Consider the following 17,304-nt stretch of genomic DNA (forward strand, 5'->3'; position numbering starts at 1 on the left):
TTTAAGTTTAAGTTTAAGTTTAAGTTTAAGTTTAATACGATAGTGTAGCAGAGTGTTTTATAAGAAATATTAATTATGATTTTTACCTCTGCAATCGCTTTATTGCGCCAAAATGCCATTCAATATGCTAACTATGCCCTTGGAAAGTTTATCAATAAGGAAAAAACCTATTGGAAGGATACTGTCTCTAGCGTTGTTGCCGATCATGATGCCAGAGCATTAGGTAATGAGCTTGTTCCCATTAAGAACTTTCATACTCCAGGCGTAATTCTAATTCAGGTAAGCCCGCTTTCTTTGACAAAAGAATGGTCAGCCAAATCGACCTAGCTCCAACATTATTATCATTCATAGGGATCACCAAACGTTCGCCTATACTTGGCCATGATTTAAAACAGGCAGATGCTTCTGGGCGAACAATGGTGTAATATGCCAAGAGATTTTCGTATGTGGGATGTAATGAGGTCACGATACTTCAACCACAAAAACCTGCTGTAAATTTTGAATATAATTTCAAAGAAAAGATACTTATACCTAAATCCATTAACAATAAACTCGCTAAAATAGCTTTAACACATGTGTTGTGGTGGAGCCTAGCTTATGAGAATGAATGGTACTCTAGCGATCATTGATTAAGTCATTTATACATGTTGAACAAGGTTGATAAAACTCTGCGTGATTATTGCTTAGTTGCCTACATTTTTTACTGGGTTTACCTGCTAAAAAAGCGGTCATTGACATATTTTAGCAAGTAAACCTTTTGTCAGTTTTATGAGGTCCTCGGGGCTTAACTCTATTTCTAAACCTCTACGACCACCGCTAACGTAGATGGTAGCGAACTGATTAGCCGATAAATCAATAATCGTCTTAAGGGCTTTCTTTTGCCCAAGCGGACTAACCCCTCCAAGTACATATCCAGTGGAGCGTTCAACATCAGACTTATCAGCCATGGTGGCTTTTTTAGCGCCTACCGCCTTGGCGATGAGCTTCATACTGAGCATAGATGAAACAGGTATTACGCCTACAACTAACGTTTTACTATCGAGCGTCACAACCAAAGTTTTGAAAACTTGACCGGCATCAACACTTAATTTCTCGGCGGCCTCAAGCCCATAAGATTCACTTAATTCATCATGAGAATACTCATGTATTTTATGTATAACTTGATGCTTTTTGACGATGTTAATACCTGGTGTCATTTCAATCTCTAACGCTCAAACTTAGTGTTGTTCAAAGGAGGAAAAGTAGAAAGTAAACAATGACGCTTTTAATTTTAGCGTGCTTCTACTTCATGGTTATAAATGATCATGCTGACAATTCCAACATATTTCAAAAGAAGGAGCATTTTTCTCCTTACAGTTTTTACAGAGCCAATCATGACCTTTAACATCAAGTTGAGATGATGCCAATAGCGCTAACGCACGTTCATAGTCTTCGTCATTTGCCACCCAAACTTCTGGCCAAGAATCAAAGGCTGAGATTTCACCCACTGCACCTTGTGCAAATTCATTCTTAATAAATGAACTGATGTTTTCGGCTTCAATAATGTTTTTCACATTATTCACAAGAAATTGATTTTCGTTAGAATATAGCAGCTTCATCGTTAAGTCCTTATTAAGGTCGCAAATTTAGGTCACTTACGTATTAATAGGCAAAAAGCCTACAACTTTTCTATTTTCCGTGTCTATTTACTAAGCAAGTACATATTGGCTAATACATTGATTAAATTTTATGAGATCGAACGAACCTTTTATTTCAAATTTAGCCATACCCAATTCACTTAAATAAACCTCTATTTCACAATCTAGATCTAATGTGCCAGATGACTCAACTGAAAAAGCTTGAATTTTACTGTAAGGTAAAGACGTATAATCTACTTTAGAGCCAGTAATGCCTTGAACGTTAGCGGCAATAATACGTTTATTTGTGAAAATGACTTGGTCTCTAATACTTTTAAAAGCAGCAAAAATTGACTCTCACTCAATCATAAATTTATGAAAGTCCTCTTTCGCATCCTCAATGTAAATAGGTTTTAACTTAAAAACCGATGAGTTCTTAAAATCTATCATACTTACTCCTTATTAAAATAATGTTCCACTACATTAAATAAACATCAGTAGTCGTTGCAATGTAAGTGAAAATCACCAACCATATTTAATGTGGTATCGTTGCTATTAATCATCTTGCAACCAACCTTTTGCTACGGCAATATCAATTTGCTGACAAACATATAACCATAATTGAGGAGCAAGTCCTTCAAGAAAGTTATTACGTTTTATCACTTGTGATTTTTTAACCTTATGATTTACCCAACTTCCACCTTCATTTCTCATATTTTGTAATAAAGGTAATACACTGTCTATGGCTTTAGCAAATCGAGCGTCTATTGTTTCAGCACATTCAAACTCTAACCATAAGTCATTAAAAGCTTTAAACTGTTTTTCAGGTAATAAGCCAAATAATCGTGTTGCAGCCTTTATTTCTTTATCTTTTTGCTCAGCAAGCGCTTTTTTATCAGAAAAAGCAAACATATCACCCGCATCTATTTCAACAACATCATGAATAAGTAACATACTCATAACACGTGAAATATCGACTTTTTCTTCAGTATACTCTTGAAGTATTTGCGCTGTTAATGAAATATGCCAGCTATGCTCAGCGCTGTTCTCAAATCTATTTTTATCAGACTTCACAAGTGCTTGACGATAAACACCCTTAAGCCTATCTAGTTCAATAATAAAATCTAATTGTTTGTTTAATGCTTCCATTTTTTTCCAAGATGATCATATAAAGTAAAGATTAATTTAGTAACCTATCGCACCCTCAACGTTTGAAAATGACAGTTAATTTGTGAAGTAAAAAACGATCGATAACCCTAGACATGTGTTTAGCCACTTTAGCGATGTTAACAGTCAAACCTTTCGATTGCGTTATAATCACTAATGAAAATACAAAATAATAAAAGCAAAATACCGAATTAAAATTCGGTATTTCTCTAAAACGTTATTATAAAATTGAACTTAACTTTTACTTCTGTAATGAATCATCAATGAACCCGTAACATTTCCAACTGAAAGCTCTTGAACAAATTCATAATCAACGTCTTTAAAAAATTGTTGATATTTATTTGTTGTCGCATAAACAGCCACCCCTTCACTATCAGAGTGCTCTTCTAATATAGTATTGACAGCAGCCAAAAGATAATGCCCAAAGCCATGGTGTTGATGTAATGGATGAATGGCAATAAACGAAAGCATATGAAAATTTTTCATTGGAATAGCAGCAAGTACCGTTTTTTCTTTTTCAATCATTTGCTTGGTACTAAAATAACCTGCGCCTAGCATCATCTTTAAACGCCAGTGCCAGAAACGTTCAGAACTTACACTTTCATCTGGACTATTTAAACAAGCAACACCCACCATTGCTTCCCCCAAATACAGGCCAACCATCGGTTGTTTGGCATGCCAAAAAGCACTTAGTTCTTCGCGAATCGCTGCACGTAATCTTTGTTCGTAATCGTTGTTTTCATTGGAAAATATTTCCAAAAAAACAGGATCGTCATGATAAGCTTGATACAGTAATGATGCCGCGAGTTTTAAGTCTTCACCCGACAAATAAGCAGCTCTTATATCAAGGTTTGTTTTATCACGTATTGCTTCTGACATAATTTGTCATCCTTGCGTTTTTTATTTTTATTTTTATTTGATCACCATAGCAGTAAAAAACGAATAAGGTCAAACAATACTCGAACGCTTTATCACCAATTTTATAAAGACAAACATCTTAAAAAAAACAGATTGTTGTTGGAAAAACTATATAAAAAGTAAGGTTAACGACATAAAATCATTGTCGATAATACGCTAAGTCATGACAATAAGTTGATTTTAAAGCCAAATAAAACATGCCATTTGTTAATAACGATTAATTGTTCATATACATTAATTTACTCGTTAACCATTATTGATATTGGTTGGGTGATATTCCCAAATATGGACCTTCATGTCGTTTAAGTAATCGGTCACTAAATCCGTATTTTTATAATAAGTACTGAAAATATTAGTCTGAAATATTACGTCTATAATCTGCACCATTCCCAGTTTCTACTAAAACACCATCAACAAAATGTAAATATGTACACTCATCTTTAGTGGTTAAATCATCTTTATGAACACGATGTGTACGATAAAAAAGAACCTTTATTTCCTTCCCATCTATCTGATATTTTTCATTAAAATCGGCAAGGGCGAATTGACTTTTAATATCGTCATAGCGAGAATTTAATTGAATTTTAGCGATTTGCTTACGATTTTCATATTCGCGATCACCAAAGGATGTTGACATTGAATGCCCTTCATCACCACCTCCAACAGCAATCACGCATCCTGATAGTGATAAAGTTAAAGGCGCAGCAATAAGTAATGCTATAATAGATTTTTTCATGAGTTTTCCCTTATGTATTTTTTGAACATTTGTTAATTAAACTATTCAGCTAATAGCAAGGGCCAAACCATGTTTTCCAAGCAATTGATATAGTTACGATTAATATAAAACCACTAAAAGTAAATTAACAATCACCTGTGATATTCACTAAAACATAGTCTCTTTAACAATTAAAAGTAATTTTATGACGACAACTGACGAAATAACACTTATCGCAAATCAACTGGCTAACCAAGGTAAAAAACCAACGGTAGCATTAGTAAAAACGAAATTAACAAAACCAATGCCATTGCCTACGATCATTACAACATTAAGAAATTGGACACATGATCCTCAGCTTGTTGAATTAGAGATTGAATCTAAAGAGGCTTTAAGAAAAAAATCCACCTCTACTTCTATTCCTCCAGAAATAGAACAGGCTATAGCAAAAGCATTACAGCCTATTGAAGCAGAGTTAGCACAATTAAAAGCCTTAGTGATTAACTTAACAAAGCAGCAATAATAATAATGGTTAAGGAATTCGTGGGGTTAACATACGAATAAAACACGTAAGAGAGTCGGCAACTTTTTTATGCGCCTCGCACCCTACTTTCTCAACCCAAATTTCTCCGTTGTCATTGTTAACACTTAGGATCATATTTTCATCATCAGTCAGTGCAAAAAACAACGTTAGCGGTTGTTTTAGTTTTTGCTTCATTAAAATATGCCCTATCACATTCTCTTGTAAGCGTTGAAAATCCTCTTTACTCCAAGCAAAAAGTAAAGACAATGCACCATCATCACAACTAGCATCTAAGGTATCGCTATATAACGTGGTGAAATAAGTTTTAAAATCGGCATGGATACTAACTTCTAAAGCTTGTTCAACATTATCAAAATTTATTGATTCAATTATATCAAATGGCTGCCAGTACTGATGATTTTCATCATAATCATTTGATAAACAAGGAGAAGGCCATTGTTTATCTTTTTCAATAAGCGGTAAATGCTGGTAACGCTCTTGGTATTGTGATAAATATTTTTTTGAAAATAATGATAAAGATTGCATTAACTCGCAAGGTGATGATTTCATCTGCTAAAAAGATCCTTTAAAATGTAACGACAAATAGCCATAGACTGAACTAGCCCTTTTATGACAAATTATAAAAACGCAAAAGTATTAAGCCAATTAACACTTGGAAAAGCTACGAGTTATTGTAGTGAATATAACCCAGAACTCTTACAAGCGGTACCACGAAGTTTGAATAGAGACAGTTTAGCTATTTCAGCAGATAACTTACCTTTTATCGGTGAAGATGTTTGGTATGCTTATGAAATCTCATGGCTAAATAGCTCAGGCAAACCGGTTGTAGCAGTTGCTGAATTTCGTTTTCCTTGCACCAGCCCTAACATAGTTGAATCTAAATCATTTAAACTCTATTTGAACAGCTTTAATCAAAGTCGATTTTCATCTTGGCAAGACGTTGAAAGTCGCTTAGTCAAAGATCTGTCAAATACATCGGGTAGTATTGCCTTCGCAGAGCTTTTTCCTGTCGATAATTGTCCTGCACTTAATATTAATCATCAGATATTTTCTGGAAAGACACTCTGTATAGATGATGTAGACCTAGATGTTGAAAATTATCAACTTGATCCTACCTTATTGGTTGATGCTAATATTGAAGAAAAAATAGTAGAAAGTGAAAGTTTAGTGAGTCACTTATTAAAATCTAACTGTTTAATTACTAATCAACCTGACTGGGCAAGTATCTACATTCAATATAGTGGTCGAAAAATTTCACAAAAAGCACTTTTAGCTTACTTGATATCATTTAGGCAACACAATGAATTTCATGAACAATGTGTCGAAAGAATATATTGCGATTTAACCAAGTATTGCCAACTTACCGAGCTTACTGTTTTTGCCCGTTATACCAGAAGAGGTGGTTTAGATATAAATCCATTTCGTTCTACTGCTAAATTACACGCGCCAGCAGGAAGAACACTCAGGCAATAGCAATTTTTTGAGTTAAATCAATTATAAGTCATTCTGGATGCTGACTTTTTACTATCTAAGGTTTAGTATTAATTGATATTGTTTAGAATTTAGCGTTCTTTTTTTAATTAATCCTATTTAGTCGCTATACTAAAATATACTGTATTAAGTTCACTCAGCCAATAAAGCACTTTACGGAAGACCGTTTTTTATGAGCAATAACTCAGCCGCCAGCAAAGAAATGATTTTACTAAAGAAAAAACTCGAACTTGCCATTACGTCACGTGCCGATATTGAGACAGACCTTAAGTCACAATCCTCACTGTTAATAAAGTTCATAGAAAAGCTTTCTCTTGTTTGCGAAGGCATAGATATTACGTTAGATAATAAGTTGGCAAAGTTACGACTTTTACTTAAAAAATCGGCCGCTCTTCCTGAAATTCAAGCACATATAGCATTGACATTGCTTATTCTGCAACAGCAATCTCAAGTGAATGCGACTAATCTCAATCTATTACACGAAAGATTCCATATTGCGGGTTTAGCTTTACAAAAGATTAATGGCTTACCCGCCGACTTAAGACGTAAGTTACGCAGCTTAATTACAGAGTCAAAGTATCCAAAAGATGCAGTTGTCCAATATGTGCCGCTACTAAGTCAGCTGTTAGAGTTTTACGATATGGCTTTATCAGCAAAAAATATGGGAACAGCCCCTGCTGCTGAAGTATTAAAACAGCCTAATTCAATGGTAAAAACAGTTGGCGCTAGTGATACTGCAGAGCTTAAATATATAGAACGCTTTGAAAAAATCATTACCGGGTTAGCTGTTTCAGACAACCATGCAAAAGATATAGCTGTTATTAAATCTCAGCTTAATAAAGATATATCTAACAATAAGTTATTACATAATTTATTAACCGTATTTGATGTGATCATTGAAGATTTAAACGATGAAAGAAATACTGCAAAAATATTTCTTTCAACATTAAGTGAGACGTTAACAACGGTTCAGTCGGCAGTAAAAACGGCAGTAACCAGTTGCAAAGCAACTCAATCACAACATAGTATATTAAATGAGCAGCTGCAAAAGCAAATAGTAGACATGGCCAATGGTCTAGACAAAGCAACGTCACTAGCCGACATCAAAGTTGATATTAATGCAAAGTTACGCGTTATTGCTGGCACATTAGAGAAAAAAACAACCTTTGAACGTGAACAACAAGAATCTTTACATTGCCAATTATCATCAATGACCGAAAAAGTTGAATTATTAGAAAAGCAAAGCCAACGTTTTGAAAAACGTATTCAAGAACAGCAAGCAAGAAGTTTACAAGACGCGTTAACCCAGCTAAATAACCGCGCGGCCTTTGATGAATACTTCGCTAAAGAAATTGTACGTTATCATAATAAAAAATTCGAATTAGCTATTGTTGTCATGGATTTGGATAATTTTAAGCGCATTAATGACACCTATGGCCACACAGCTGGTGATAAAACACTACAAGTCATTTCAAGTACGCTTAAGAAAAATATTGGTAATGAAGCCTTTATTGCCCGCTACGGCGGAGAAGAATTTGTGCTAATCTTTTCAGGGTTCAATCAAGAAAAATTAATAGATAGGCTAAACATATTGCGATTACAGGTAGCGAAATTACCCTTTAAATTTAAGAATACTAAAGTCTCAATCACTATGTCTATGGGCGTTAGCCATATTCGAGAAGATGACAATGTGCACATGGCTTTTGAGCGTGCCGATGGTGCACTTTATCAAGCAAAAGAGAAAGGAAAAAACACCGTAGTTTATATATAGCCAACGTCTAAAGTTTTACTTTTTCTCCAATCTTATCCTGAACAGCTAATGATCTTAGCTCATTTCAAGCTATAAGCTTTAAATTTTTGTAAAGGAACGTAATTATGCATACGCAAATAAATCCTGTTGGCAACATGAACCTGTTGTCTCAGTCAGAAATAGAGCAACTTCAACAATCAGCAAACAGTAAAACATACCAGGTCTATCGAAACTGTTCACTCGCAGTATTAAATGCCGGAAGCCATACTGACGATGCAGAAGAGATATATCAAAAATTTCAAGATTTTCAAATTCAAGTCTTACGCCGTGAACGTGGTGTTAAACTTGCTTTAACCAATCCACCCAATGATGCCTTTGTTGATGGCAAAATTATAAAGGGTATTCAAGAGCTTTTGTCTGCCGTTTTACGTGATATCCTTTTTACACATAAGAGATATGAAGTCGATGCTCAGCACACCCAAAAAATTACCGATCTAACGTTTGATATTCTTCGCAATGCGAATGTCATTATTCCTGAAAGTGATCCTAATCTCGTCACTTGTTGGGGTGGGCATTCAATTAGTGATAATGAATATAAATATACAAAAGAGGTTGGTTATCAATTAGGGCTCAGGGGGTTCAATATTTGTACTGGTTGTGGCCCTGGTGCAATGAAAGGACCGATGAAAGGAGCCACCATTGCCCATGCGAAACAACGAAACAAAAATGGACGTTATATTGGCCTAACAGAACCCAGTATTATCGCTGCAGAGCCTCCAAACCCAATTGTGAATGAACTCGTCATCATGCCTGATATTGAAAAACGTTTAGAGGCTTTTGTTAGAATGTCACATGGTATTGTTATTTTCCCAGGTGGTGCAGGAACAGCTGAAGAATTGCTTTATATTTTAGGTATTATGTTAAATAGCAAAAACCAGGCTCAAAAATTACCTATTATTTTAACGGGCCCCAAAGAGAGTGCTGAATATTTTATAGAAATAGATCGCTTTATTGCGACAACTTTAGGTGAAAAGGCGCAAAGTCTTTATGAAATTATTGTTGACGATTCTATTGCTGTTGCGAAAGCTATGCGCCATAAGTTAAATGAAGTCATAACCTACCGCAAAAAGACCGGTGATGCTTATCATTTTAACTGGTCACTTGTCATCGAACCTGATTTTCAACAGCCCTTTGAACCCACACATAAAAACATTGCTAACCTCTCTATTAACTACGATTTAGACAAAGCTACGTTAGCGGCAAACTTACGGCGTATTTTTTCTGCTATAGTAGCGGGTAATGTAAAGTCACACGGTATTAAGGCGATCAGAGATAATGGTCCGTTTGAAATATCAGGTGATAAAATAATAATGAAACTGATGGATAATTTACTTACCTCATTTGTTGAACAACAACGAATGAAATTACCAGGTAGTAAATATGTACCGTGTTATAAAGTAATTTAAGGGTAAATGAATGTCCGCACATCTTGTATTAATTGATGCGTTGAATTTAATCAGAAGAATATACGCTGTTCAGGAGCGTCCTTTTCTTTTTAATAACGAGCTTGCTGAAAATACTAAAAAACAAGTCCTGTTTAATACTCAAAAAGCTTGCGGACAAGCTTTAAGTAAAATACTCGACCACCTTCAACCGAGCCATGCCTTAGCCGTATTTGACAGTGAAAAACCTTGTTGGCGTTATGAGTTATTCCCTGATTATAAAAAAGGCAGAAAAAAGATGGCTGAGCATTTAGCAACAAGCCTGTCTAATATTCAAGATGAATTAATGAAACAACAAGTCGACTCATTAATTCCTGAAGAAGATGAAGCTGACGATATTATTGCGACTTTAGCGATAAAGATGGCATTAAAAGATCAAAACGTGACGATTGTTTCGACCGATAAAGGTTTCCTCTCGTTACTTAGCCCGCATATTGGTGTTTACGACCACTTTAATCGTCGTCATCTTGATACTAACTTTGTGCTAAGTAAATTCAACGTTAAGCCACAGCAATTAATGGATTTATGGACATTAACCGGTGACAATACCAATAAAATACCGGGGGTTGCCGGTATAGGACAAGTAACAGCAGCACAGCTATTGAACAAGTATGGCTCATTGAAGTGCATACTTGAAGCAACAGATCTCAAAGCAACATTGGCTAATAAGCTCGTTGAACACAAAGAACAAATAGCATTGAGCCGAGACCTTTTTACCCTAAAAAAAGACATACCTCTGGGTTTTAACTTAAAAGATATTCGACTTTCATCTTAGGGTTATGTCAGCATAAAAGTCAGTGTTAAACTTTATATAAATTGACTACAATAATGAGCTATTTTTAAGCTTCATCGATGGCTATTGAGAAATAATTTAATGGAATTTGTAATAAATGAATAAGAAAGTTGTCTCTCGTATCTTAATAGCATTAGCCATTTACGGTGTTTTTGTTGCGCTAGTGGTAAACTTTTATGATGACAGTCCTTCTGATATGGAATGGGGTGATCGTGAATCATATAACAAACAGTACATTGGTAAATTAACATTAGAAAAGTTTAATTTTGAACAAGCAATAGAAGAACTAGGCAGCCCAGATATTACCGAAGCGAAAAAAATTGCTGAAGATAGTTTTCAAGTGACCTTCTATCGTACTCAACACGTAAAATCTGACGGGTTTACCACCCAAGATGAATGCACAGCACTGTTATTTAAAAATGGCTCACTTATTGCCATTGGCAACACTGCTTATGAACAATTTCAGCAGCTATAATTGGCGAATTTAAAGCCGGTTTAATAAAACAAAAGTCTAATAACGTTTTATTAAACGATCATCTATACTAGCTGCTATAACATTCACTAAGATAAAACTTACCATGTATATGGCATGAAAGGTTTTATCATAGATTACACACGTACAGCGTGCTATAACAGCACCCGTTTCCTAACTTGATAAACTCTTTTGAAAGGCAAAAAAATGGCTACACAAACCATAACAGTAATTCCTGGCGATGGCATCGGTCCCGATATTATCGATGCTACGATTAAAATTCTAGACAAAGCCGGATGTGGTTTTGAGTATGAATATGCAGATGCTGGTCTTACCGCTCTCCAAAACCATGGTGACTTAATTCCTGAAAGTACATTAGCGCTCATCCAAAAAAATAGAATTGCACTTAAAGGTCCCCTTACAACACCTGTTGGCGAAGGTTTTACCTCTATTAATGTAACTTTACGTAAACACTTTCAACTTTACGCCAATGTTCGCCCTGTTATTTCGTTTAAAGGTACCAAAGCCCGCTACGAAGATATCAATATAATTACCGTACGTGAAAATACTGAAGGTATGTATTCAGGCTTAGGGCAAATTATCTCTGAAGATGGTGAAGTTGCTGAAGCGAAAAGCTTAGTCACGCGAGAAGGTGCAGAACGTATTCTTACATTTGCCTACGAAACAGCAATAAAAGAAGGCCGTAAAAAAGTAACCGCTGTTCATAAAGCAAATATTTTAAAATCAACCTCAGGCTTGTTTTTAAAAGTAGCCAGAGAAGTTGCCACACGCTACCCTCAAATCGAATCAACAGAAATGATCGTTGATAATTGTTGTATGCAATTAGTCATGAACCCTGAACAGTTCGACGTAATCGTTACTACCAATTTATTTGGCGATATTCTATCTGACTTATGTGCAGGTTTAGTTGGTGGTTTAGGTATGGCACCTGGCGCTAATATTGGCGTTGACTGTGCTATTTTCGAAGCCGTTCACGGCAGTGCTCCAGATATTGCTGGCAAAAATTTAGCGAACCCTACATCAGTGATCCTAGCCGCTATTCAAATGTTAGAATATTTAGATATGGGTGATAAAGCACGTAATATTCGTAATGCTATTACGGATGTTATTGCCAGTGGTGATAGGACTACTCGTGATTTAGGTGGTACACATGGTACAACTGACTTTACTGAAGCGGTACTAGAACGCCTATAAGGCTTCAATACCGATTAATAGTTAGCGCTCAATCGCTTTCTAAAAAACAATAAAAAACCGACATCATGTCGGTTTTTTATTGTTAAGCAAAATGAGCCTCGCTATATTTGTTAAGAGATCTGTTTAAAACACAGATAAAATGATCACTTAGTTTCTGTCATTAATCTTTCTCTGCTTTTAGTGGAGGAGGAGATAATAATCTTGCATGTACTGTTATTTCTTCACGGTCATAATAAAGGTGCTTAGCATAAAGTTCATACTTTACTTGATGTTCACTAAAAGCATCTTTAATTATTTGTAAGTCATTAGTGACTTCCTGATAACGGCCTTTCATCGGCAGCTTTAAATTAAATATAGCTTCTTTACAATAACCATTTAATAGCCACTCAGCCATTAGCTTAGCAACACGCTGTGGTTTTTCAATCATGTCACAAACTAACCAATGAACATTTCTTTTCATCGGTATGTATTTAAAGCCATCCATCATACGGTGTTTAACTTGCCCTGTATCCATTAATGACTCGGCCATAGCGCCATTATCAATAGCAGTAACCATCATGCCACGGCGCACTAATTGATAGGTCCAGCCGCCAGGAGCAGCGCCTAAATCAACTGCATTAAGCCCTGATGTCAAACGCTCATCCCATTCGTCACGCGGAACAAAGTGTAAAAAAGCTTCATCTAATTTTAGTGTTGAACGACTTGGCGAAGCGCTAGGAAACTTCAATCTTGGAATACCCATCGTATAAACAGAGCTATTATCTGCAAGTGAAAAACCAAAGATGGCTTCTTTACCACTTAAAAACAAGCCATGTAAAATCGCGCCATCGTGATTCCCTTTTTCTGTAAGAATTTTATGCTTACGTAATGCTTGGCGTAATGGCACAGACAATTTACGACAAAATTTTGAAAGTTCTTTACCTTCGTTTGTATCAAGCATTTCCATACGTAAATCGGCATATTGCCATTCATTACCTAATACTTCAGTAATAGCTTCAACACGATTATAATCGGGTAGATCAATTTTATCAGTTACCGTAACAAACCAATCGCGAGCAAAGATCAAGCGTCGCAATGGGATGTTTTTCATTAAAACCTCACCGTCTTCGGGGTTATTTAAATGAAAATATACTAAACCTTCGTTTTTAGTCAGCTGTAAATAGCCAAATATTTCATTCCACGAGGCTTTTTCTTGAATTTCTGCACCACACTCTTTTTCAAAGCCTGGGCGACAATATAATATAATAGAGGTCATAACTATGTTACCTACAAACGATCTTGATCTGTGCTTGAGTTGTGCACAGTTCTATTAATTCCCGCCCAGCTGATACACAACCAACCCAGCGCAAATGATATACCACCAAAAGGAACAACTTTTCCGATCGTGGTAAAATCAAAAAATGTTTTTATATACAAAACACCACTAAAAAGTAAAATCCCAACAATAAAAAAACTCGCCGATAAATATAAAAGATTAATAACTTTAGCAGCATAATGCTTACGTGTTAGCAGTTGCAAAAAAATTGCCACAGAAAACAGTGCTAAAGTATGAAAAAATTGATATTGCAATGCGTGAGCAAGGCGTGATTGTACTTCATTTGGCATGTTCACCCCAGCATGGGCAAACCAAGCGCCGAATAATACAGAAAAACAGCCACTGATACCAACAAATATCATGATGACCGTTAAGTAATTCGCATAAAAGTTATTATTGCTATTTTTCATGCGAGCAATACCTGATTGGCTTCAAGAGACTCATCAATAAAGTTCACCATTTCGTTAACCGCTTTTTCTATATGCTGAATATGAGTAAAGCCTGATTTTATCCGTGGCTTTAAATTATGATCGCCATCTTCAAAAAATACACAACGGCAATGCGCTGAATATTCATACCCCAATATTTCTTCTTTATTACCTAAAGCATCACGTGATCCCTGCAAAATTAAAATAGATTTTTGTGTTTCTTGCAAAGGCGCTAACCTTAATTTTTCAGGCTGTTTCTGAGGATGAAACGGATAACCTAAACACATCACTCCCAAAGCCTTTAACGCTTTATCGCTTGCCAATGTAGCGGCAACTCTGCCTCCCATTGATTTACCCGCAAGAAAAATAGGCAAATGAGTCTCTAATTCGTTAATAACCTTTTCAAAACAGTGTAATAACTTTGGCATTCTATCGGGAGGCCTACGGTTACCTTCCGCCAAACGAGCATCCATATAAGCAAAATTAAATCGTAATACATTTATATTTTTCTTGTTTAAAGCACGACTGACTTGCTCCATAAATTCATGACTTTTATCAGCGCCCGCACCATGAGCAAAAATAACAAAAGCTTTGGCGGTTGATACCGTATTATTAATCGTTGAAATAGGATGCTCTACTGTATTAGTCATATTGGTCATTTAATTCTTCTAAGTCTTGAGCGACGGTATCAAGGACCCATTCGCGAAAAGCGGCGATTTTGCCAATATCTACTTGCCGCCCTCGACAGACAACATAATAAGCACTTTTACTTTCTAGTACCTCATCAAAGGGACAGATAAGCCTTCCAGCAGCAATATCTGGTTTGGCAAGGAAACTATGGGCTAACGCAACACCTTGTCCATGTAATGCCGCTTGTACAACCATAGCGGAATGGCTAAAAATAGGCCCATGATTAACGTTAGTGGCTTTAACACCGACTTGTTTAAACCATCGCTTCCAATCTCGACGAGAAGTATCATGCAATAAAGTATGGTTAACGAGATCTTCAACTTTACTGAGTGGTTTTTTACCTTGTAAAAGTAGGGGTGAACACACAGGAACAAGATATTCTTTTTGTAATTGCTCTGCGTGTATATCTACCCAATGGCCACGTCCATAATAGATAGCGACATCAACATCTTCAGTAAGCGAGTTCTCCGGTTGATCAACCGCTTTAATACGAACATCAATGTCTGGGTGTAAAGCATAAAAAGCGTTCAACCTTGGTACAAGCCATTGAATAGCAAAGCTAGGTTGGGTACTAACCGTTATTGCCCCTTTTTCACCACGTGCTAACAAACGTTCGGTCGCATCATTTATGGCATTAAAAACATCTTTAATATCGAGATAATATGCTTGACCTTCTTCAGATAACAACAAAGCACGATTTTTACGCATAAATAACTTTATGCCTAAAAATTCTTCTAGCGATTTTATTTGATGGCTAATAGCGGCTTGAGTGACGAATAATTCTTCAGCCGCACGGGTAAAACTCAATTGTCTTGCTGATGCTTCAAATGCCCTAAGAGCGTTTAGTGGAGGGAGTCTATTAGACAAGTTTCACCTTTTTTTATAATTTACTTTATAATTACACTCAAAAAGAATGCATAAATAACCAACAATAATAAATAACTATCTTTCATTAGTTTTTCTAATGAGAAACATTATAAATTGTCATTTTAAAAGTTGCCAGTGTTAACGTAGAATTCGCTTCATAGATGAAGGACTTCATCTTTATCCCAAAAATATTGGGCTAACTATTGAATGTGATTCCCAACCCATATTCAAGAATTAAGTAAGAAAAGGTCCCAAAACATCTATATGGATATAACGTTTAATTTAAAGGTGACCCTATGAAAGTTTTTAATAAAATCGCAGCATTAACATTAGTAACAACCATGATGGTAGCACAAGTTCAGGCTATCGAATTAGTAGAAGTAGAAACCGTAGCAAGTTTTTCAATCATTGAAGCGGCTCAAAAAAGCCTCGCTGATTCAATGAAATTTGAAACTAGCAAAATAACGTTAGCTAAAGCTATTATTAACGCTCAGATAGAACAGATTAACGACTTAGAGCAAGCAGATAAGCAAAGCTTTACAAAGTCACTATCGGTTGCTGAATAGCGTTTAGTATGGTTTGATTTTTACCTTACCTCTTAAGCTTTATCTGTAGTTTCTCTAGAACTTCTCGTAAAGTAATGTGTTTTAAATACATCGATTTATAATAGTGTAAAACGAAAAAAAAGGATGCCATAAGCATCCTTTTTTAGATCTTAATCACTACATGCGAATTAACTTGGGAATATACGATTATTTTGCCAAAGTTTACTAAAAATCGTATCAACAGACATTGAAGCCGCTTTTGAAAACTTTTCAGCTAAGGTTTTTTTAATCACGTATTTCAAAGCAATTATTTGATGTGATTTACTGCGCGACTGTAAAAAATCATCACTTGTTTGTATCTCATCAACCAAACCAAGCGCTTTCGCCGTGCTACCAAACCAATGCTCACCTGTTGCTACCTTATCAATATCTAAACTTGGGCGGTGTTCACGAACAAAGTCTTTGAATAATACATGAGTCTCTTCTAATTCTTCAGAGAACTTTTCACGACCTTTATCGGTGTTTTCACCAAACATGGTAACAGTGCGTTTAAATTCACCTGCAGTAAACTGCTCGTAATCAATATCGTTTTTCTTGAGTAACTTATGAAAATTAGGCACCTGCGCAATAACACCTATTGAACCAAGGATAGCAAATGGTGCAGAAATTATTTTGTTAGCAACACAGGCCATCATATAGCCACCACTTGCCGCAACTTTATCAACCGAAGCGGTTAATGGTATCTGGTGCTGGCGAAGTCTATCGAGTTGTGAAGCCGCTAAGCCATAGCCATGCACCATACCTCCGCCACTTTCTAAACGAAGAAACACTTCATCTTCAGGGGTTGCAACGGTGAGTATTGCTGATATTTCTTCGCGTAACCCACTGACTTCTCGTGCGTCAATGCTGCCATCAAAATCAAGCACAAAAATTCGAGGTTCAGCTTTAGGGCTAAAATTCTCATTATCACCTTGAGTTTTAGCTAACTTTTTATCAGCCTTAGCTTTTTCTTTTGCTGCTTTCTTATCTTTCTTCTCTTTTTCTTTAAGCTCATCTTTTGATAATAAATAGTGAATAATATCTTCTTCTACATCACTAAACTCTTCGGATAAGTCGGTAAGCTCTAATTCACCTTTTTTCCCACCCTGCTTCATCGCTGACGATGCAATGAGTGCAACAATGACTACAACAGCAATAACAAAGGTCACTACCTTAGCTAAAAATAATCCATATTCGTATAAAAATTCCAATACTTTCTCCTAATAATAACTTCAGT

Annotated in this window: 21 protein-coding genes; 9 read left to right on the top strand and 12 right to left on the bottom strand. The window is 35.9% G+C overall.

Annotation, left to right across the window (positions count from 1 at the left end; translation table 11 throughout):
* The first annotated feature begins 75 nt into the window (after positions 1-75).
* Entirely contained in the window at positions 76-327 is a 252-nt protein-coding gene (locus tag H4J52_RS08700; protein ID WP_182224527.1) for a hypothetical protein, read from the top strand.
* Between the two features lie 401 nt (positions 328-728).
* Here H4J52_RS08700 and ybaK read toward each other — a convergent pair whose 3' ends face one another.
* The 6 genes from ybaK to H4J52_RS08730 all read right to left on the bottom strand — a co-directional run bounded on the left by ybaK (position 729) and on the right by H4J52_RS08730 (position 4,437).
* Entirely contained in the window at positions 729-1,196 is a 468-nt protein-coding gene (ybaK, locus tag H4J52_RS08705; protein WP_182178519.1) for a Cys-tRNA(Pro) deacylase, read from the bottom strand.
* A gap of 96 nt (positions 1,197-1,292) precedes the next feature.
* Entirely contained in the window at positions 1,293-1,598 is a 306-nt protein-coding gene (locus H4J52_RS08710; RefSeq protein WP_182178516.1) for a DUF2007 domain-containing protein, read from the bottom strand.
* A 90-nt stretch (positions 1,599-1,688) separates the two neighbouring features.
* Positions 1,689-1,967 (bottom strand): PH domain-containing protein, encoded by a 279-nt coding sequence (locus H4J52_RS20445; RefSeq protein WP_404851840.1) that lies wholly within the window; start codon positions 1,965-1,967, stop codon positions 1,689-1,691.
* 204 nt (positions 1,968-2,171) lie between these two features.
* Complete coding sequence (locus tag H4J52_RS08720) at positions 2,172-2,765, bottom strand: HD family hydrolase (protein WP_182178514.1); 594 nt, start codon at positions 2,763-2,765, stop codon at positions 2,172-2,174.
* Positions 2,766-3,017: 252 nt separating this feature from the next.
* On the bottom strand, positions 3,018-3,662 hold the full coding sequence (locus tag H4J52_RS08725) for a GNAT family N-acetyltransferase (RefSeq protein ID WP_182178512.1): 645 nt from the start codon (positions 3,660-3,662) through the stop codon (positions 3,018-3,020).
* Between the two features lie 391 nt (positions 3,663-4,053).
* Positions 4,054-4,437, bottom strand: a complete 384-nt coding sequence (locus H4J52_RS08730; protein ID WP_182178510.1) for a DUF3192 domain-containing protein — start codon at positions 4,435-4,437, stop codon at positions 4,054-4,056.
* 184 nt (positions 4,438-4,621) lie between these two features.
* Between H4J52_RS08730 and H4J52_RS08735 the strand changes: the two genes are divergently transcribed.
* Positions 4,622-4,939, top strand: coding sequence for a hypothetical protein (locus H4J52_RS08735; protein ID WP_182178508.1), 318 nt, complete (start codon positions 4,622-4,624; stop codon positions 4,937-4,939).
* Positions 4,940-4,948: 9 nt separating this feature from the next.
* On the opposite strand, the gene syd is transcribed toward H4J52_RS08735, so the two are convergent.
* A complete protein-coding gene (gene syd, locus H4J52_RS08740) occupies positions 4,949-5,509 on the bottom strand; it encodes a SecY-interacting protein (protein ID WP_182178506.1) in 561 nt (186 codons plus the stop codon).
* Between the two features lie 60 nt (positions 5,510-5,569).
* Between syd and queF the strand changes: the two genes are divergently transcribed.
* The 6 genes from queF (at position 5,570) to H4J52_RS08770 (ending at position 12,183) form a co-directional block, all read left to right on the top strand.
* Positions 5,570-6,433: an NADPH-dependent 7-cyano-7-deazaguanine reductase QueF gene (gene queF, locus H4J52_RS08745; protein ID WP_182178504.1), complete on the top strand. Its 864-nt coding sequence runs from the start codon at positions 5,570-5,572 to the stop codon at positions 6,431-6,433.
* Positions 6,434-6,623: 190 nt separating this feature from the next.
* On the top strand, positions 6,624-8,222 hold the full coding sequence (locus H4J52_RS08750; protein ID WP_182178501.1) for a GGDEF domain-containing protein: 1,599 nt from the start codon (positions 6,624-6,626) through the stop codon (positions 8,220-8,222).
* A gap of 104 nt (positions 8,223-8,326) precedes the next feature.
* Entirely contained in the window at positions 8,327-9,667 is a 1,341-nt protein-coding gene (ppnN, locus tag H4J52_RS08755; RefSeq protein WP_182178494.1) for a nucleotide 5'-monophosphate nucleosidase PpnN, read from the top strand.
* A gap of 10 nt (positions 9,668-9,677) precedes the next feature.
* Positions 9,678-10,478: a flap endonuclease Xni gene (xni, locus tag H4J52_RS08760; protein WP_182178492.1), complete on the top strand. Its 801-nt coding sequence runs from the start codon at positions 9,678-9,680 to the stop codon at positions 10,476-10,478.
* Positions 10,479-10,593: 115 nt separating this feature from the next.
* Positions 10,594-10,971, top strand: coding sequence for a DUF3192 domain-containing protein (locus tag H4J52_RS08765; protein ID WP_182178490.1), 378 nt, complete (start codon positions 10,594-10,596; stop codon positions 10,969-10,971).
* A 204-nt stretch (positions 10,972-11,175) separates the two neighbouring features.
* Positions 11,176-12,183, top strand: a complete 1,008-nt coding sequence (locus H4J52_RS08770) for an isocitrate dehydrogenase (RefSeq protein WP_182178488.1) — start codon at positions 11,176-11,178, stop codon at positions 12,181-12,183.
* Between the two features lie 160 nt (positions 12,184-12,343).
* Here the strand turns inward: H4J52_RS08770 and rlmM are convergent, their stop codons facing one another.
* From rlmM to H4J52_RS08790, 4 genes are read right to left on the bottom strand one after another with little or no spacing between them, the layout of a single operon-like run.
* Positions 12,344-13,438: a 23S rRNA (cytidine(2498)-2'-O)-methyltransferase RlmM gene (gene rlmM, locus H4J52_RS08775; protein ID WP_182178486.1), complete on the bottom strand. Its 1,095-nt coding sequence runs from the start codon at positions 13,436-13,438 to the stop codon at positions 12,344-12,346.
* 11 nt (positions 13,439-13,449) lie between these two features.
* Complete coding sequence (locus tag H4J52_RS08780; protein WP_182178484.1) at positions 13,450-13,908, bottom strand: DUF423 domain-containing protein; 459 nt, start codon at positions 13,906-13,908, stop codon at positions 13,450-13,452.
* Positions 13,905-14,576, bottom strand: a complete 672-nt coding sequence (locus H4J52_RS08785; RefSeq protein ID WP_259367842.1) for an alpha/beta family hydrolase — start codon at positions 14,574-14,576, stop codon at positions 13,905-13,907. The genes H4J52_RS08780 and H4J52_RS08785 overlap by 4 nt, the downstream gene beginning before the upstream one ends.
* The gene (locus tag H4J52_RS08790) at positions 14,569-15,483 is read right to left on the bottom strand and encodes a transcriptional regulator GcvA (RefSeq protein ID WP_182224528.1); all 915 of its coding nucleotides are present in this window, start codon (positions 15,481-15,483) and stop codon (positions 14,569-14,571) included. Before H4J52_RS08790 ends, H4J52_RS08785 begins: the two co-directional genes overlap by 8 nt.
* A gap of 296 nt (positions 15,484-15,779) precedes the next feature.
* Between H4J52_RS08790 and H4J52_RS08795 the strand changes: the two genes are divergently transcribed.
* The gene (locus H4J52_RS08795; RefSeq protein WP_182224529.1) at positions 15,780-16,049 is read left to right on the top strand and encodes a hypothetical protein; all 270 of its coding nucleotides are present in this window, start codon (positions 15,780-15,782) and stop codon (positions 16,047-16,049) included.
* Between the two features lie 167 nt (positions 16,050-16,216).
* On the opposite strand, the gene sohB is transcribed toward H4J52_RS08795, so the two are convergent.
* Positions 16,217-17,278 carry a protease SohB gene (gene sohB / locus H4J52_RS08800; RefSeq protein ID WP_182178478.1) on the bottom strand — a complete coding sequence of 354 codons (1,062 nt, stop codon included), beginning with the start codon at positions 17,276-17,278 and terminating at the stop codon, positions 16,217-16,219.
* Between the last annotated feature and the right edge of the window lie 26 nt (positions 17,279-17,304).

It is taken from the genome of Colwellia sp. MB02u-14 (assembly GCF_014076915.1).
Classification (GTDB): Bacteria; Pseudomonadota; Gammaproteobacteria; order Enterobacterales; family Alteromonadaceae; genus Colwellia_A.